This is a genomic window from Microcoleus sp. D3_18_C4 (assembly GCF_036702355.1).
Taxonomy (GTDB): Bacteria; Cyanobacteriota; Cyanobacteriia; order Cyanobacteriales; family Microcoleaceae; genus Microcoleus.
Window position 1 is genome coordinate 37,058 of the sequence record NZ_JAUBTF010000020.1, and the last position, 17,079, is coordinate 54,136.

At 46.9% G+C, this 17,079-nt stretch carries 14 protein-coding genes; 9 read left to right on the forward strand and 5 right to left on the reverse strand.

Annotated elements, in window-relative coordinates:
- Positions 1 to 42 precede the first annotated feature (42 nt).
- Positions 43 to 1,236 (reverse strand): response regulator, encoded by a 1,194-nt coding sequence (locus QUA90_RS12495; RefSeq protein ID WP_333445755.1) that lies wholly within the window; start codon positions 1,234 to 1,236, stop codon positions 43 to 45.
- A 98-nt stretch (positions 1,237 to 1,334) separates the two neighbouring features.
- On the opposite strand from QUA90_RS12495, the gene QUA90_RS12500 reads away from it, so the two are divergent.
- From QUA90_RS12500 to QUA90_RS12520, 5 genes are all read left to right on the forward strand, one after another.
- On the forward strand, positions 1,335 to 1,553 hold the full coding sequence (locus QUA90_RS12500; RefSeq protein ID WP_333445757.1) for a hypothetical protein: 219 nt from the start codon (positions 1,335 to 1,337) through the stop codon (positions 1,551 to 1,553).
- 339 nt (positions 1,554 to 1,892) lie between these two features.
- Positions 1,893 to 2,777, forward strand: a complete 885-nt coding sequence (locus tag QUA90_RS12505; protein ID WP_333445759.1) for a sigma-70 family RNA polymerase sigma factor — start codon at positions 1,893 to 1,895, stop codon at positions 2,775 to 2,777.
- Entirely contained in the window at positions 2,717 to 4,450 is a 1,734-nt protein-coding gene (locus tag QUA90_RS12510; RefSeq protein ID WP_333445761.1) for a tetratricopeptide repeat protein, read from the forward strand. Before QUA90_RS12505 ends, QUA90_RS12510 begins: the two co-directional genes overlap by 61 nt.
- 394 nt (positions 4,451 to 4,844) lie before the next feature.
- Complete coding sequence (locus tag QUA90_RS12515; protein ID WP_333445763.1) at positions 4,845 to 6,512, forward strand: ABC transporter ATP-binding protein; 1,668 nt, start codon at positions 4,845 to 4,847, stop codon at positions 6,510 to 6,512.
- A 107-nt stretch (positions 6,513 to 6,619) separates the two neighbouring features.
- On the forward strand, positions 6,620 to 7,417 hold the full coding sequence (locus QUA90_RS12520) for a class I SAM-dependent methyltransferase (RefSeq protein ID WP_333445765.1): 798 nt from the start codon (positions 6,620 to 6,622) through the stop codon (positions 7,415 to 7,417).
- 175 nt (positions 7,418 to 7,592) lie between these two features.
- Here QUA90_RS12520 and QUA90_RS12525 read toward each other — a convergent pair whose 3' ends face one another.
- From QUA90_RS12525 to QUA90_RS12535, 3 genes are read right to left on the reverse strand one after another with little or no spacing between them, the layout of a single operon-like run.
- Positions 7,593 to 7,787, reverse strand: coding sequence for a hypothetical protein (locus QUA90_RS12525; protein ID WP_333383456.1), 195 nt, complete (start codon positions 7,785 to 7,787; stop codon positions 7,593 to 7,595).
- Positions 7,788 to 7,838: 51 nt separating this feature from the next.
- Positions 7,839 to 8,021, reverse strand: a complete 183-nt coding sequence (locus tag QUA90_RS12530) for an NfeD family protein (RefSeq protein WP_333332803.1) — start codon at positions 8,019 to 8,021, stop codon at positions 7,839 to 7,841.
- A 29-nt stretch (positions 8,022 to 8,050) separates the two neighbouring features.
- Positions 8,051 to 8,257: an NfeD family protein gene (locus tag QUA90_RS12535; protein ID WP_333036967.1), complete on the reverse strand. Its 207-nt coding sequence runs from the start codon at positions 8,255 to 8,257 to the stop codon at positions 8,051 to 8,053.
- A gap of 214 nt (positions 8,258 to 8,471) precedes the next feature.
- Between QUA90_RS12535 and QUA90_RS12540 the strand changes: the two genes are divergently transcribed.
- From QUA90_RS12540 to rodA, 3 genes are all read left to right on the forward strand, one after another.
- The gene (locus tag QUA90_RS12540; RefSeq protein WP_333445767.1) at positions 8,472 to 10,868 is read left to right on the forward strand and encodes a tetratricopeptide repeat protein; all 2,397 of its coding nucleotides are present in this window, start codon (positions 8,472 to 8,474) and stop codon (positions 10,866 to 10,868) included.
- A gap of 76 nt (positions 10,869 to 10,944) precedes the next feature.
- Positions 10,945 to 11,292, forward strand: a complete 348-nt coding sequence (locus tag QUA90_RS12545; RefSeq protein ID WP_333445768.1) for a VOC family protein — start codon at positions 10,945 to 10,947, stop codon at positions 11,290 to 11,292.
- Between the two features lie 329 nt (positions 11,293 to 11,621).
- Positions 11,622 to 12,881, forward strand: a complete 1,260-nt coding sequence (rodA, locus tag QUA90_RS12550) for a rod shape-determining protein RodA (protein ID WP_333327306.1) — start codon at positions 11,622 to 11,624, stop codon at positions 12,879 to 12,881.
- A gap of 454 nt (positions 12,882 to 13,335) precedes the next feature.
- On the opposite strand, the gene QUA90_RS12555 is transcribed toward rodA, so the two are convergent.
- Positions 13,336 to 14,700 (reverse strand): proton extrusion protein PcxA, encoded by a 1,365-nt coding sequence (locus tag QUA90_RS12555; protein ID WP_333445771.1) that lies wholly within the window; start codon positions 14,698 to 14,700, stop codon positions 13,336 to 13,338.
- 52 nt (positions 14,701 to 14,752) lie between these two features.
- Here QUA90_RS12555 and QUA90_RS12560 point away from each other — a divergent pair, with 52 nt between their 5' ends.
- Positions 14,753 to 16,963, forward strand: a complete 2,211-nt coding sequence (locus tag QUA90_RS12560) for a recombinase family protein (RefSeq protein ID WP_333445773.1) — start codon at positions 14,753 to 14,755, stop codon at positions 16,961 to 16,963.
- Positions 16,964 to 17,079 lie beyond the last annotated feature (116 nt).

Genomic DNA, 17,079 nt, shown 5'->3' on the forward strand with positions numbered 1-17,079 from the left:
ATAGAAGGGTTATTGAGAATGGTGCAATATTTCAGGTTTATGCTATTTGATGCTAGCACGCGGTTGGTTCTGTTCAATCATTGACTTTAATGCCGACTGTTTTAAGTCTGTAAGATCGCGGATGGTAATTGAGCAACCGTCTCCCAATCTCACAGCAGTGAAATAATAGCATTTACCAAGGTAGTCACTTTCTAGATGAACCTCTCCTTCAAGCGATTCTCCAGTCTCAACAACTTCTACTAATAAATCAAACAATCCGGGACTCAACTGATTAAGCAGTTTTTTCAGAACGGGTTCGCCCGCCAGTTCTGTTCGTTTTTTCCCTAAGAGTCTGGCAAAAACAGGGTTAACTACCAAGCAGCGAAAATCTTCAATTTCTCCAGCAATATCCGCCCTCACCGCCTCCACTGCGGCTATTCCATCCAGAGATGAGTTTAGCAAATTTGCCAACAGGGCGCGAGATTGGTAGGCAATTTCAGCGGTTTGCTGGTGTCGAGCGAGTGCTTCTTTAAGCTGGCGTTTTTGGTGCTGAATAGTGACCTGAGTTTCGAGGCGAACTAGCACTTCTTCCAACTGAAAAGGTTTAGAAATGTAGTCAACTCCCCCTACCTTAAAAGCTTTAACTTTATCAAATACTTGGTCAAGCGCGCTTAAGAAAATAAGCGGAATTTCTGAGGTGTTTTCATCGGATTTGAGGGCTTCGCAAACTTGATAGCCGTCCATGTCTGGCATTTTAATATCCAGCAATATAGCATCGGGAGAATGATTGCGAACTGTCCTCAAGGCCATCGTACCATTGGTGACGCAGCGAACTTTATACCCATGCTTAGTCAGAAGTTCTGTGAGAAAATGCAGATTTTCTGGGAGGTCATCAACAATTAAAATGTTACCTTTACAAGTTTCTAATTCATCGCTGTCACTTCCTCCGGCCGCAGGGATCTTGATAAGTTTGCCTTTTGTATGGACGATCGCACTTGTGGTGCTTTGCTTCTCTAGCAGAGAGCGGAAGTTATTTTTAGTAACTTTTTCTCCCATTACGTCTGAAAGCCGCTGCCACAGGATGGCCGCTAAATCTTTGATATGTCCTATGCTCAGGTACAAGCTGTCAGCAAGTACACTATAAGTTGCGTTTTCCCAAGCAGCTTTTAAGATTTCTTTTTCCAGCAAACTTAACGTTTTACTGGTCTTGGACTCTAAGGCTGCTTCGATAAATTCTAGGGCTTCTTCAAAAGTCATGTACTAATCAATCTCATCGGGTAAGGTTTTTAAGTTTTGCACCCTAGCTTTGAGTTATGCACCGTAGTAAGTCGGTGGAGAAATTTCTAATAGATATTATGACAGACTTATTGACAATTACGATCCGGACGATCGCCCCCGATCGTGATTCCACCTTGTCGAAACCCGAAAAAGGGGATCGCGCCCGCTTAATTTTTTGTGAGGGCGATCGGCTTAAACCCTTAAATTGCAAGGCTTTTAAGTTGCTTGTCACCCCGTCAGCTCCAAATGATCCGACTTTTCCGACTTTACGATCCGACTTTTCCGACTTGCTTTAGGCCGATATGCCAAACATACTATTAATAGCATCTACCAAAAGACATAGAACAGTACGAGTCATGCTGTCGATCGGCTCTATCTAAAGATAGATAGCAAAACCAGGGCGTCCGACTTTTCCGACTTTATGAGCCGACTTTCCCGACTGACGGGGGCGGGGGAGGGGAGCCAGGATACAGACATGGAAAGGATGCAGCCTCAAAAAAAGAGCAACTGAATCCAATCTTTATCCGCATAAATACTGAGACCACACTGAGCTAGATGTTTGCGGGATTGGGGTGCAACGAAAAAAGCAACAGAGGAATGTTCCTTCACATCGATCTTTCACCACTTTTAAAATCATGTCAAATTCTCAATCCGTTATTGCAACAGACATTCGGTGTTGTCCTGAAGATATAGAGAAAGCATTTTGGCAGCTATGGCAGCAGAACCGAGATGATCTTTACCGTTGCTGTCTCAGGTGGATGGGGGGGAATCCTACTGATGCTGAAGAGGTGCTCAGTCGCGCCATGCTCAAAGCTTGGGATAAATTGCCAGACTATGCCGAAAAAATCACCAACCTCCGAGCTTGGATCACCCGCTTAACCCATAATCTATGTATAGATATACACCGAGAACGTGGCCGGAAAGCAATACAGATGGAGGATATTGAAGAAGTAGCTGCTAGAGGAAGCTCAGCATTTATTTCTTGTTTGAACTCTCCTGAAGAGGCACTTCTACATCATGAGTTGGGACAGTACATTCGCCGCGCTATTGATACTCTTCCTTCTCGATTACGCAATCCGTTTATCCTGCGTTACTGCCACCAGATTGCCTATCAAGATATTGCCCAACAACTTGCTCTCTCGCTCAATAACGTTTACAAGCGCATCCAACAGGCACGAGAAATTCTGCAAAAGCGTTTGAGCAGGTATTTGTCAGGGTTGGATGATGGTTTGTTAGATTCCTCCGAGTCGTCTCAAAAGGGGGACGTTGCCTCGATCGGGGATGATTTTGCTGTAGGGGTAGTGCCCCCGTGCCTACCGCGTCAAGATTGTAGGGCAGCCACGGGAGGGCCGATCGCAGGTGGATTGCCCCTACAATCCGATGAAACGATCGCATCCGACTCGATCGCCCCGATGACACAGAACATTGGCGAGACAATTAATTATCAGGTAACAGCAATATGTCTAGAAACACTACACTCAGGGTCGTATCGATCGCTCAGTCCTCTGGGGTGGAGTTGAATGCTTACCTGGTTGCAGACTCCAAGCCAACCCGACAAGAGCAGAAGCTGAAAACATTAAGTGAGTACGTGCAGCAGTATCCATCTGGGTGGAAGAAACGGTTGGAATTGGCGAATCTGCTGTATGAAATGGGTCATATCGAGCAGGCGGTTGAAGAGTATCGCCAAGTAATCGATCGGCAGCAACCATTGATTGGCGTGCGGTTGCAATTGGGGAAACTCTTGCAGCTTATGGGACGAAAGGTTGAGGCAGTAGGGGTTTATGAAAGTGCCTTGGCCAATGCACGCAATGAGGCGACTCGACAGCATATCAGCGGATCGATCGCACTCTGTAGAAATGACACTCAGGCAGCGATACTGGCTTTTGAGTCGGCGGCTTCCCTAGAAGCAGATAATGCGGCTCACTGGCTGGCCTTGGGGCAGGTGCAAATGGGGAGAGGGGATGCGGTTGCAGCTTTGCGATCGTTCGATACGGTTTTGTCACTGAACCCGGATGATGTTGTAGCGCTGATTGACAGCTACGACGCGAGTCAGGCGGTGGGGAACGTGCGCCAAGCGCAGCGGCGGTTGAGCAAAGCGCTAGAGGTGGCTCCGGGTGATTTCCGAGCGCTCAAACGACTGGCGGATACTCGTTGCCGGATGAGATTGGTATCGGGTGAGGAAGGCAAACAGACTAAACAGATAATTAGTTCTGTGCTGCAACAGGCTCCTGATGCGGCGGATGCCCGCGAGTTGCTGGCATATTATCACCTTTTCCGGGAAGAGTGCGCTAACGGGATTGGGGTGTTGGAACGGTTTACTGAGGAACACCCGAATCATCCTAGGGGTTGGTATTCCTATGGGCGGTGCTTGTTCCATACGGGGGAATATCAGAAAGCGGCTGAGGCGATGCTGAAGGCTTATCGTCTGTATCCGCAGGATTGTGAAATTTATCGGGCGTTGTGCGAGATTTTGCCTTTAACCTCTCCCCCAGTTCCTCTCGATCCCCCCCAGCCCCCCTTAAAAAGGGGGGAGCTAGAGCAGGCAAAGTCTTCTAATTCCAAGGGGGGAACTCCTCTGGAAGTCCCCCTTGTTAAGGGGGATTTAGGGCGATCGAACCGTCAAGTAACCCTGACATCAATAGTAGAAGAGATGCTCGATCGTTTTCCCGATCGCTGGAGTGTTTGGACGACGGCGGGGCGGGTGTTGGTGGAAAGTTTTCAGGAGATTGAGCGAGGGTGTAGTGTTTCTGTGCGGGGGACGCAACTTGAACCGCAGTTACCTGATGCTTGGTTTAGTCATGGGCGGGTGTTGGCACTGGCGGGGAAACACCGGGAAGCGGTGGAGGCTTTGGCGCAAGGATGGCAGTTGTTACCAGAAGATGGGGGTTATCTGCAATCGGTGTCTGCTGCGGTGTGGCTGGGGGAGAGTTATGGAATGTTGGGGGATGAGGTGGCGAGTCGGAAATGGTTGGAAAAGGCTTGTCAGTCTCAGGAATTGATGGAGTTTGACCCGGCTATGGCTGGTTACTGGCAAGGAAGAGCGTTGTTGGGGTTGGGGGATGTGACGGAGGCTGTGGAGGCTTATCGAAGTGCGCTGAGTCGGCGGTTGCTATACCCTTTTCGCGGGGAGGTTGAGGAGGCTGTGAAACGGTTGAAAGGTAAGACGCGAAAGGGCGATCGGGCTAAAGCGTAGATCCTTGACTTCTTAGGGAAGTCGGGGATCTGAACCTCTCAGAGTGCATTGAGTTAGGAAAAAACAGCCTCTAACTCGAAAAATTCAGAAATAGACCTCTGGATTCGTCTTATAGGTGTAGAGACAAAAATACAATAAAGGAGAAGATTACCATGTGTATAATAGTAGCAAAAAGACGGTACTGCCGCTTATAAAAAACATTATCTTATCAGAAAATTTTTAGTGAAAAAAGCTGATAAGATAAGACCACAAATCTAAGCCGAGTGGAAAATTACCACTCAGTTAAGTCAGGAGTAGGGTGGGCAATGCCCACCCTACTTAGTAAGGAAATATCCAGATAATAACTGCCCAAGTAAAAGTATAAATCGTGCCTGTAGACAAACTCCCATAACCTATGGAAATTATTTGGTTTTTTAAAACTATCAACAAATATATTGCCGACTATAAATGGCAATTAGTTTTAGTCTATAGCTGCCTAATTTTCGACGCCGCCTTCGATACAGTCCTGAGAGCCAGCTTAAAATACATTATCGATGCCGCCATCGTTCCCAAAAATTATAATCTGCTGATTCTCATCCTATCCCTCCTAGCCGCGGGAGCCATTTTATATGCTGCTATCGGCTTGTTTGCCAACTTCTTAGGAGCGCGTTTGGGTGTTTTAATCGTCAACAACATCCGCCGTTCCGTATTCGAGTATCTCCAGAACCTGTCAATGGAGTTTTTTGGGCGACGTTCAGCCGCAGATATTGTCAAGTGTGTCATGTCCGACACACAGCATGTGGAATATGGTTTAATTACCACCGGGCTATCTGTCGTTATTCTCGAAATCGGTAGCATCCTGTTTTCAGGTATCTTCCTCTTTCTCCTCAACTGGCAGCTAGCTGTTATCAGTTGCATTGGTTTAACATTCTGCACCATTGCCCCGGCAAAAATCGCCCAACGGGCGACTGAAGAAAGTTATCAATTAATGGAAAAAGAAGGACAAATTGCTAGCGGAGTCGAAGAGAATATTCTCTCGCAATCGGTTGTCAAGATATTTGGGATGGAAACCCAAATGGTCAAGAATTTTAATACCGATCTAAACGACTTGAAACGGGTTTATATCCGAGCTACATTTCTGTCCTACTTAGTGCAGAAAATTCCCATGATTGGTTTTGTCATGACGCAGATTGTGACGTTAAGCGTCGGTGCGTCAATGACTTTCTCAAATGTGATTTCGGTAGGAACCCTGGTTTCTTATCAGCTTTTACTGGTCGGGTTGAATCTAAATATTCTCGCCTTAACTTCATCGGTACCTTATTTTATCGATGGAGTAGCAGCCCTGCGGCGCATTAACGATATCTTGTCAGAAGTCCCTGATGTTCAGGATGCCCCAGATGCGATTGACTTGCCCCATTTTCATAGTGATATTTACTTTGACGATGTTAGCTTTAGCTACTCCCAAGATAGAGGAGGAGTTAAAAATCTATCCCTAAAAATTCGCCAAGGAGACTTCGCGGTATTTGTCGGTCAAAGTGGCGCAGGCAAAAGTACAATTGTCAACTTGCTGACCCGATTTTATGACCCAGATAAAGGACGCATTCTGTTTGATGGAATTGATTTGCGTGATGCAACAGTACGCTCCCTTCGTTCTCAAATTGGGCTGGTTTCTCAGGATGTAATTCTGTTTAATTGCTCGGTGCGAGAAAACATCCGCATGGGCTATTTACAAGCTACTGACGAACAAGTCGAAGCCGCAGCCAAAGACGCCGAGATTCACCAATTTATTTTGTCCTTACCCCAAGGCTACGATACACTTGTTGGTGACAGGGGGGGACAGTTATCAGGGGGACAACGGCAAAGAATCGCTTTAGCTAGAGCCTTGGTGAGAAATCCAGCAATTCTAATTCTCGATGAAGCCACATCCGCCCTCGACCCCGCCACAGAAGCCAAAATCCTCACCACCATCGAGCACATTAGCAAAGAACGCACCGTGATTTTCATCACCCACCGCATAGCTAATGCGCTGCTCGCGGATGTCACTTACGTGATGGAAAACGGCAGCTTGGTGGTGAGTGATTGACACGCAGATTTGACCTATACTGAACATTTTGGAGTTAAAAATTATGACCAGCACAAATGATTACAAATGGCTAATCCCCTCTTCTCCTAACCTAGGCTCGAAATCTCTTGAAGAAGAGAAAGCTCTCTGGAGATAAAAGCCACGAAGATTATACCAACACCGCTTTCAGCATCACCCAAGACCCCAAAATCTGCAAAACCCTAATCCGTCCAGAGCGTTCTCCCGGCTATGATATTCCCAACTCGCCTGACATCAAAGTCCTAGTTCCCGGTTGCGGCTCGGAAATTTATCTTCAGAAAACCTTACTAGAATTTTGCCCCCAAATTGGACAAGTCTACTGTACCGATTTTTCCAAAACAGCCATTGAAAAAGCACAAGCACACTGGAAAACAGCAGATGGAGATTCCCGACTCAACAATCAGCAAATCGTGTTTGAGCAAGTAGACTCCACGCGAATCACCGAACAAAAACCGGAGTGGAACGAGAAATTTGATTACGTCCTACTCGCAAATTCCGTGGTTTCCAGTGAGGATAAAACCAATCGCGAGATGATTCGGGAATTTGGAAAGGTTCTCAAGCCAGGTGGCAAGATATACGGATATTTTCCAACCACCTTATGCTTCTTAGAAATTGCCTATTTCAGTCGCAAACACGCTCACTGTGTTACAGAGGGATTTATCGATGTCTACGGCAATAAAGTTTGGGATGCTGAGTGGCAAGATCCCCAGATTTATTACACTCCCTTGCGGTTAAATCGCATCTTTAAAGAAGCAGGATTGCAACAACTCAGTTTGGAGATGCAGTTTTTGGACTATGAGCCTTTTGTTTCCATGTTTAAAGAGATGATAGCTCATGACGACCCGGATATTTTTCTCTGGCATCTTCTAGTTCGTTATGAAAAATAGGACTTAGGCATTTGGGCGAAGCATCTCGCTCGATGCTTCGTTTCACTCAGTATGACACATAGGCTTTTCGTAAGTAGGGACACGGCATTGCCGTGTCCTTCTTCGTATCAACAACTAGGTTAAACCCGCAGTCCGGCAAGGGTTGAAACCCCTGCCTCAAAGCTAAAGTCCTCGCTCAGAGGACTGAAAAACTCATTAGTCCTCTGAGCGAGGTAGACAGGGAATTCATTCCCTGGCGGTCTGGCGGACTGGCGACTGTCAGCGGCGAGTTGTGGTTGAGGTCAAATTCTAGAATCGGGAAATTAACAGAGGCGAGAAGTGCGATCGCCCGCTTGAAGAGAAATGTATCGAAATAGAAACGCGATCGCAAATTTATTTTTTCTAGCCTCCGATAACTCCCCCCCTCCAGATTGTTTCCCAACTACGCTTCAACTATCAGAGTAATGTTATCAAGTCTCACGACGCGAACAACTTCACCGGGTTGCAAAGTTATTTCTCGAACGCACTTGGCTGGCCACCAACTGCTTTGAAATCGCACGCTGCCGCACTGATTCGGTTTAATTTCTTCTTCAACGATCGCTCTTTCTAAATGGCTGACAGTCATGATTACTTTCTCCTGATTATATATTTTCCTTAACTTTCAGAATTGATCGCAAACGACGCTGCAACGATCAAAGTAATATTTTCAATTCCCACGACGCGCACCACCTCACCGGGTTCAAAAGTCATGTCTCGATCGCACTTCGCCGGCCACCAACTGTTTTGGAAACGAACCCGGCCGCATTCTTGAGGGCGGATTTGTTCATCTACGATCGCTGTTTCAACATCGTTAATAGACATAGCTGCTTGCTCCCAAATATAAACTCGACTCGATCTGTGCGGATGTCAGAAGCTTGTCTGTCAACTTCCCCTCCACACTCAACAGTATCCCCGGCCAACCTCGGCCGTGTCAGTCGGTAAAAGTCTATACAAGTCCACTGTTTGAGGGTGTAAGCGAGTCGGAAAAAGTCTGTTAAAGTTGTCTCAGATGGGTAACGCTAAACCTGGTGACTAAATGGAAGCCGATCGTGCACTGGATTTTACCAACTCGTTACTTGTGGCTCGAAACCTGAAAACTCTCGACAACCTTGACAGCGCGATCTTTCGCGAAGCTTGGCAAGGCGTGCAAGGCAGGACGTACCAACAGGTTGCAGATAGTGAAGGGTATGGAGTAGGGACTGTTAAGGATGCTGCCTCTAATTTGTGGAAGCGGCTTTCAGCGCTGTTTGGAGAAGGAGAAAAAGTCAAAAGAGACAACCTTCAAGCGGTTGTAGAGCGGTATTGGCGCAGCTACTCGAAACTTGAACCGCAGTCGGGACAAACTGTTCCGGCCCAAGTATCTCTCGGACTTGATGCGGATTTGGAAATCGAAAACCCGAATTTTTTGGGCCGCTTAGGGGCGATCGAAGATCTCAATACTCTTGTCGCCCAAGGTGCAAAAGTGATTGTCATCCAAAGTGCCGGCGGTATCGGCAAAACAACTTTGGCCAGACAGTATCTCAAATCTCAAGGGTTCGATCGAGTAATTGAACTGTTGATGGCAAAAGAGACAGAGAATATCACAGCATTGGAAAGTGCGATCGAAGAATGGCTCAAGCAAGACTTTCAGGAAGAACCAGGGCCCGACTTTGGCGTCACCTTGGGGCGGTTGAAACGGCAGCTTCAGACTCACAAAGTCGGCGTATTAATTGACAATTTGGAAGCCGCACTCGACGGACAAGGTAAGTTTATTGAACCGCACCGGCTTTACGTGGAACTGTTGCGAGTTTTGGCTGACGCAGCGGTGCAGTCGGTAACGCTGATTACCAGTCGCGATCGACTGTGCGATTCAGATGTAACCGTCGAACACTACTTGCTTCCGGGATTGGAAGTTGAAGTTTGGCGGCAGTTTTTTAGCTGTCGCAACATCAATATAGATGATGTCGCCCTCAAGGAAATGCACAAAGTTTACGGCGGTAATGCCAAAGCAATGGGCATTATTTGTGGCACGATCCGAGAAGATTTTGACGGAGATATGGCAGCTTACTGGCTAGAAAACAGTGAAGATCCGCTCCTTGAAACAGACTTAAAAAATTTAGTTACCAGTCAGTTTAACCGCCTGCAAGAACTCGATGCCGAAGCCTATCAACTCCTGTGTCGCTTGGGCTGTTACCGCTATCAAGATGTGCCGACAGTCCCTACTGACGGACTTTTGTGTTTGCTGTGGGACGCGCCCGAAGCCGGACGGCGACAAATCATTAAATCGCTGTTGCACCGATCGCTAGTCGAGTCTCAGAAGGGCGAATACTGGCTGCATCCAGCAATTCGCGAAGAAGCGATCGATCGGCTCTCCCCCGGAGACTGGGAGACTGCAAACCGCAAAGCCGCCGAGTTCTGGACAGAGAGTGTTGAAAATATTGAAACGGTAGAAGATGCGCTGAAAGCTTTTGAAGCTTACTATCATTATGTGGCAATTAGCTGTTTCGAGCAGGCCGCTAGCGTCATCCTCAAAAAAATCAATATCCAGTTTGCCAAAGATTACAAGCTCGGTCGAGCGCTCTACAAATTAGGTTTCTTGCAGCCAATAATTTCAGCCACTACTCGCATCGTCAACCATGTGACTTCTGATTATTATTTGAGCGGTTTATACAGTATTTTAGGCATTTGTTATCGAATTTTAGGCGATATAAATCAAGCCATAGAATGCCATCAAATATCAGAAATAAAAGCCACTAAATCTTTGCAAATTATAGCGAAAAGCAGCGAACCTGAAAACGGCAAACAAGCTAATCTGGAATTCTGGAAAGTTAACGCTGCAATTAATATAGGTTTTTGTCAAATAGAAATGGGCGAATTAGAATCAGCTATGGAGATATTTGTCAAGCTGAAAACTTCGCGGGACGAAATCGGGATTAATAGCTATTCGATCGATGTCGGGTTAGCTTTCCTCAACTCCTGTGTCGGAGCCAAAAAAGAGGCGGAAGAGCTCGCCGAGAAACTTTATGCCGATCGGGAAAACAGTCAGTTGGTGGGTACGGGATACAAGTTAGTTTTTCTCGCCGCCACCTATCAAAACCTCGGAGAGACAGAGAAAGCTTTGAGCTTGTACCGCCAAGCGATCGCCCAGGCCGACCAAAACCAGTACAGCACCATCAAAGCCAAAGCTCTCAGCGGTATAGCAGCGCTGTACCGAGAACGGGGAGAATTTGACCAAGCCCTGCAGCACCATGCAGAGGCAATAGAAATACTTGATCGAGCCAGCGCTAAATTAGACCGAGCCGAAGCTTGCTATCAACTAGCACTGACAGAACAAAAACTTGGTAACACCGAGAAAACCCAAGAAAATTTTGAGCGCGCCATTCAACTGTTCAGCGAAATGGACGCCAGTAAACAAGTAGAAAAAGTACAGTTAGCCGCAACAAAAAAAACATAAAAAATACCTAATTAATCGAGCAAAAAATCAGAAAGTAGATACAATAAACGAAAGAACAACCATAAACTTTGTAGCTATGAAACTAAAACGATTGGGACACGTAGCCGTCTGCGTGCAAGACATAGAGAAGTCTGCTGAATTCTACCGCAACTTGGGTATGGAGTTAGTCTGGAAAGATGCAGACTGGGCTTATTTGAAAGCAGGAGAGGACGGATTGGCGCTGTTGAGTCCGAGTTACGACCAAGCAGGGCCGCATTTTGGGTTTATCTTTGACGATCGTACCGAAATGGAATCCGCCTACGAACAACTCAAAGCCGATGGTGTTTCCGTCACCCACATTCACGAACACCGCGACGGTACTGCATCTTTTTACGGCAGAGATCCGGATGGGAACGGTTTTGAATATCTTTACGAACCGGCCTGACGATTCTCGGACTTGCGGATCAAAACCCAAGAAACCGGGTTTTTAGCGGTTTCTGCGATTTGCAGTGCGTCTTATCGACAAAAACCCGGTTTCTGACCACGTGGGCGAACTAAATTAAGTAAGCGCCCAGAAAAAAATAGAATATCCAGATACCCGGTTGGGCGTTCCTTCTTCCGTTCCCGGAACATCCCTACAACTCCCCGAATAATCTGAGGTACTAACACCGAGGCTTCTCAAGTAAGGTGCAGGCTGTGAATCCGAAATATATCCACAACTTCCGAAAATCGGCTCGATAATCTAAAATCTAAAATCTAAAATCTAAAATCCTCATGTTGCAGAGAATACAAGTCAGAAACCGCTGGAAATCAATTTTCAAACCCTGGGAAGAAGCAGACCCTTGGCTGTTTGGCGCTTGCATCGCCCTCACCATCTTTGGGGGAGTCATGATCCGCAGCGTCGAAATCAACCAGGGGCTGATCGACTGGTGGCGGCACTGGGTAACTGGGGCAGTCGGTTTGTTCCTCGCCATCATCATTTCCCGCTGTCGCTACCAAATACTGCTTGAGTGGAAATGGCTGATTTACATATTAATCAATTTGTCCCTGATCGCAGTGCGGTTTATCGGTACTACAGGGCTCGGTGCCCAGCGGTGGATCAACATCGGCGGCTTCTACCTGCAACCCTCAGAATTTGCCAAAGTAGGCATGATTGTCACTTTAGCAGCTCTCCTGCACGACAAGACTGTCCCCACGGTGGGTAATATGTTGAGGATGCTGGCGATTATGGCTGTACCCTGGGGATTGATCTTTGCCGAACCAAATTTAGGTACTTCCTTAGTCTTCGGCGCAATCACAATGGGGATGTTTTACTGGGGTAATGTCAATCCCGGCTGGCTAATATTGCTATTCTCTCCTCTCATCTCAGTTCTCTTCAATAACCTGTCTACACCGATTTGGATAGCCTGGGTAGTTGTTGCCGGTATTATTGCTTGGCGAACCCTGCCTTGGCCCTGGTTAGGCACTTTCGGTGCTGTGTTGGTGAACGTTGTTTCTGGACACCTCGGACATATTTTTTGGAATGTGCTCAAGGATTATCAAAAAATGCGTCTGACAGGGTTTTTAAACCCCGAGAAAGACCCTTTAGGCAGCGGATATCACTTGATTCAATCTCGGATTGCTATTGGCGCTGGGGAACTGAAGGGCCGGGGTTTGTTTCAGGGAACGCAAACTCAGCTTAACTTTATTCCCGAACAGCATACGGACTTTATCTTTTCAGCTATTGGCGAAGAATTGGGTTTTATTGGCTGTATTAGCGTGTTGTTGGTATTCTGGATAATTTGTTTCCGGTTGGTGACGATCGCTCAAACTGCTAACGATAATTTTGGTTCTTTGCTGGCAATCGGCGTACTGTCAATGTTGATTTTTCAGGTATTCGTCAATATTGGGATGAACATTGGCTTGGCTCCGGTTACGGGCATTCCGCTGCCTTTCCTAAGTTACGGGAATGCGTCGCTGCTGAGTAATTTTCTCGCCCTGGGGCTGGTGGAGGCGGTGGCCAGCCAGCGACAGCGCAAGAAGCGTTGGAATTAGGTCATTGGTAATGGCTAATGAGTTTTGGGAATGCGATCGCCCTTTTGATTTCTTTCGAGAAATTCTGCGGGCGATCGCATTTTTTGTCGACCTAGGCGCATCTAAATTTTACGCTTCCTGACCCGATCCTTCATGACTGTCAAGTTTGATAAAATTCTTGTGGGCTGCGCGCGAAAACCCGCCCAAAAATAAAATTTATAGATTCAACAGCTTAAGTATATCAACTTAATTAAACCACTGTTGAGGCAAACAATAAATGATTTCATGCGCTATGGGTAAACCACTCATTGTGCAGTTGACCCCCTACGAATGACGTTTTTAATGCCTGAAACCATTGCTATTATTACATCTTTTTTCTTCTTCCTTATTCCTTCCTCCTGCTTCCTTCTTCTTCCATCCGTTACATCAGTTACATCCGCTACAGAATCCGTTGCCGAACTTCCTTCGCCTCTGATTACTCGTTCATATTCTTGTACGTAGCAACTGCTGAAGGCGAACTCCGGTTTAAATAACGGAAGATCCAATACTTAAATACCGTATCCAAGATCACTGGAAACGTTGCAATGAACAAAAATATGAACTGCCTATTTTCTGGCAGTCCCAAATGCCTCGATAAACCTTCGAGAATTACTTCCCAACCGTGAGGCGAGTGAAATCCGACAAACACATCTGTAAACAAAATAATTACGAAAGCTTTCGCACTGTCGCTGAGACCGTAAATCACATCGTCCATGAAAGACTTTAAAATCTCAATCTCTTTCTTGTTAGTGACGATAATTGCAGCAAAGGCAATCAAGGAAATCAAATCTGCAAAAATATTTTTAATAGCTCCCCCACTTTCAGCGCGGTATTCCTCCGCTAGTTCAACTGCTTTTTCGGCAATCTTATTTTCCGTTTCCTCTAAAGAAAGCGAGGGAGCCGTGCCTATTAACCTTTCAAATTTGAGGCGCTGCTCAAATCTCTCCAGTTCTTGGAATGCTTCTTCTTCCAGGTTAACATTTATGAAAAGTGGAGCATTTTCTTGACCTCTAAAATGGTCAACGATCGGGCCGACTAGAAAGTTTTTGGAAATTTGATTTGTCAACAGCGGAACCAAAATCAAAAGCAAAATAAATCTGAGAGAAATAATTGTTTTGACTTTGGAATTGCGAAAATTTTTGACTACTTCTTTTTCAGCTCCAGGGTCTAAATCTTTAGTGATTCGATTCAAAGTCCCCAAAAGCGATCGCGGTAATAAATTGACTTCTTCATAGTTAGTGTCAACCTCACCATCGTGAATGTGAACAGAATTAGCTGAACCTTTATTTTTGGAGTCAGGTGGAGAACTGCTATTTGTAGATTTTGTCTGCACATTTACTGAACTGACAACCGGAACAATTGCCGTTGATCTACTATTATTAATATACTTGTCGATGACTCCATCAATAAACTCTAGCTTCTCAAATATAAGGGATTCTCTATCTTTATTGTTGAGATGTAATCCGTGCTGGTGATAATCAGCGCTGTGCCCCGTTTTGGGTTTAGCTCCCACTCGCTCCGGCAGTTCCAAAAAAGAACGGCTAGCATTAAACTCAACCATTCGGGTTTGAATAACCTTGAGGTATTTTTCCAGTTCGGATTTAAAGTAAGACAGGGTGCTTTGTCCGTAATCTCCCGATCGCTCAGAGATTCCTTGGCCGCCAAAATGCTCGTCTTCGATCGCCTTAATTGCTAACGCAGCATCGTAGGCCTGTTCTAGAGCCCTCTCAGGGGTTTCTCGATACCATTGGTGAAGGCTGTAGAGATATTTTACAATCCTGTTCCACGGAGAAGTATTCATAGCTAAAGCTGGTTAGTTTGCTGTAGACATTAGTGATTAAAGTATTCACGGTATGGTAACAAATTTACATGAACTGAGAACAGCCAGCGAGGATTCAATTTGGATTGTCGGATCTGCCCGCAGCGGCAAAACCACTCGCTTAGTCGAGCAGTTCTGCATTTGGAGCAAAACTGTCAAGCCTCTGCCTGCAACAGTTTCAGGGCGATCGAGCTCCGGGCGGCGGCGGGCTGGACAAACTGCCCCAGCAATTTTAGTCTTAGCAGCTAACGGAGACAACCGGCTAGAATTAGCCGATCGCATCGCCGTCGCTACCCAAGGAAAATATACCTTTCACTCCACCACACCCTTCGGTTTTTTTGAGCAGGAGGTATTGTTATTTTGGCCCCTGCTAGTTCAGTCGCTGGATTTGAGGGCTCAATTTCCCTTGCGACTGCAACCTGAAACAGAACTGGAACTTGCCGCGAGACTCTGGCGTCGCGAACTAGACGAAGGCATTTTGCAAAAAACAGGGGTAAGTCCAAACCGAATGGTGCGTCGAACACTAGACTTATTACAACTTGCTGCTGTCAGCGGTACACCGAGAGAAGAGATTCCCAGCATTCTAGAACAGGGATTTGCTGGGGAGGGCGGCTCGACCAACCTGTGGACTAGCATGGGAGAGTTGCTGGAAAGGTGGCGGGAATGGTGCTTGACGCGGGGGCTCCTGACTTACGGGATTGTTTGCGAACTCTACTGGCGCTATTTGTTGCCGGATGTCAGTTATCAGCAGCATTTAGCCTCTAGATACCAAGCTGTGATCGCAGACGATGTTGACGATTATCCGGCGATAAGTCGCCATTTGTTCGATCGAATGCTCGACCAAGGTGCAGCGGGGGCGTTCTCCTACAATTCAGATGGAGGAGTGCGTTTGGGCTTGGGGGCTGACACGGAATACCTAGCCCAACTCGAAGACCGCTGTCAAAGCGTGGAAAATTTGGACGCAAAAGCGGGTTTAGCTGCAGAGATTGGAGATTTAGCGGTAAGTTTAGCAGTTAATTCTGAGGGTTTTTATCCTTTAGGCTTGAGTTTGCCCGGTAAAGTTCGATCGCTCCAAACCACTTCCCGGGCTCAACTGCTGCGAGAAACCGCCGAAATCATCGTCGATGCGGTGAAATCACAAGCCGTGGAACCGCAGGAAATCGCCGTAATTGCCCCTGGGATGGATGCGATCGCCCGTTACAGTTTAACGGAAATTCTGGCGCGAGATAATATTGCCGCCGTATCTCTCAACGATCAGCGGCCGCTCTCGACTACCCCAGAGATTCGAGCTTTACTCACTTTGTTAGCGTTAGTTTATCCGGGACTCGGCCGTTTAGTCGATCAAGACGGCGCAGCCGAAATGCTGGTAATTTTAGGTAGCCAGAAACACCCTTCATTGGAAACAGAAGATTCCAACTCGACATTCAATCTAAAATCTCAAATTCACAATCAAAAATCGATCGACCAAGTGAGAGCAGGTTTAATCGCAGATCACTGTTTTTGTCCAGATATCGATCAACCTCAATTGCTGCCAATTACAGCCTTTCCCCGGTGGGACAGACTGGGACACCGAGCAGCCAGGGCCTACGAGCACATTGTCGAGTGGATCGAACAACAGCGATCGCAACAGCAGGAGCGGCTGTTGCCGAGTCCAATTGCCCTACTCGATCGAGCAATCCAGAAATTTCTCATGAACGACAGATACCTGCCCTACGATCGGCTAGCAGCCCTGCGCGAGTTAATGGAAACCGCCACCCACTACTGGGAAATCAACGGGCGAATGCAGCGCGTTGAACCAACAAACGGTGGCGACTCAGAAACGATCGCCCGGTTCATCCAATTGTTGCGCCAAGGAACCGTCACCGCCAACCCCTTTCCAGTGCGTCCAGAAGGCCCAGCAGCCAGAGCCGTCACCCTCGCCAACATCTTCCAGTACCGCAGCAGCCGCCGCGCCCACAAATGGCACTTTTGGCTGGATGCCGGCTCGCCCCTGTGGCTGAGTGGCGGTGCGGCGACATTGTTTGGTGCTCCCTTATTTTTGCGATCGCAACTGGGGCGTCCCTGGGAAACCGAAGAGGAAACAGCGGCCGACCAACAGCGACTGCGGCGAATTCTGCTAGATTTGTTAAGTCGCTGTTCCCTGCTTTACCTGTGCCACAGCGAACTATCCGTCAGTGGACAAGAACAAACCGGGCCGCTTCTGCCCCTAATTAACAGCTCTGTTTCTTGTCAGCAGTCAGCATAAGGCATTCGCTTCTGCAGGCAAGAGGCACATCTGTATTCAGCATTCGACATTCGGGAAGAAAAAATTATGACGGCGAAGATTTTTATTTTTTCGGATTCTGGATAAATACACTGGGC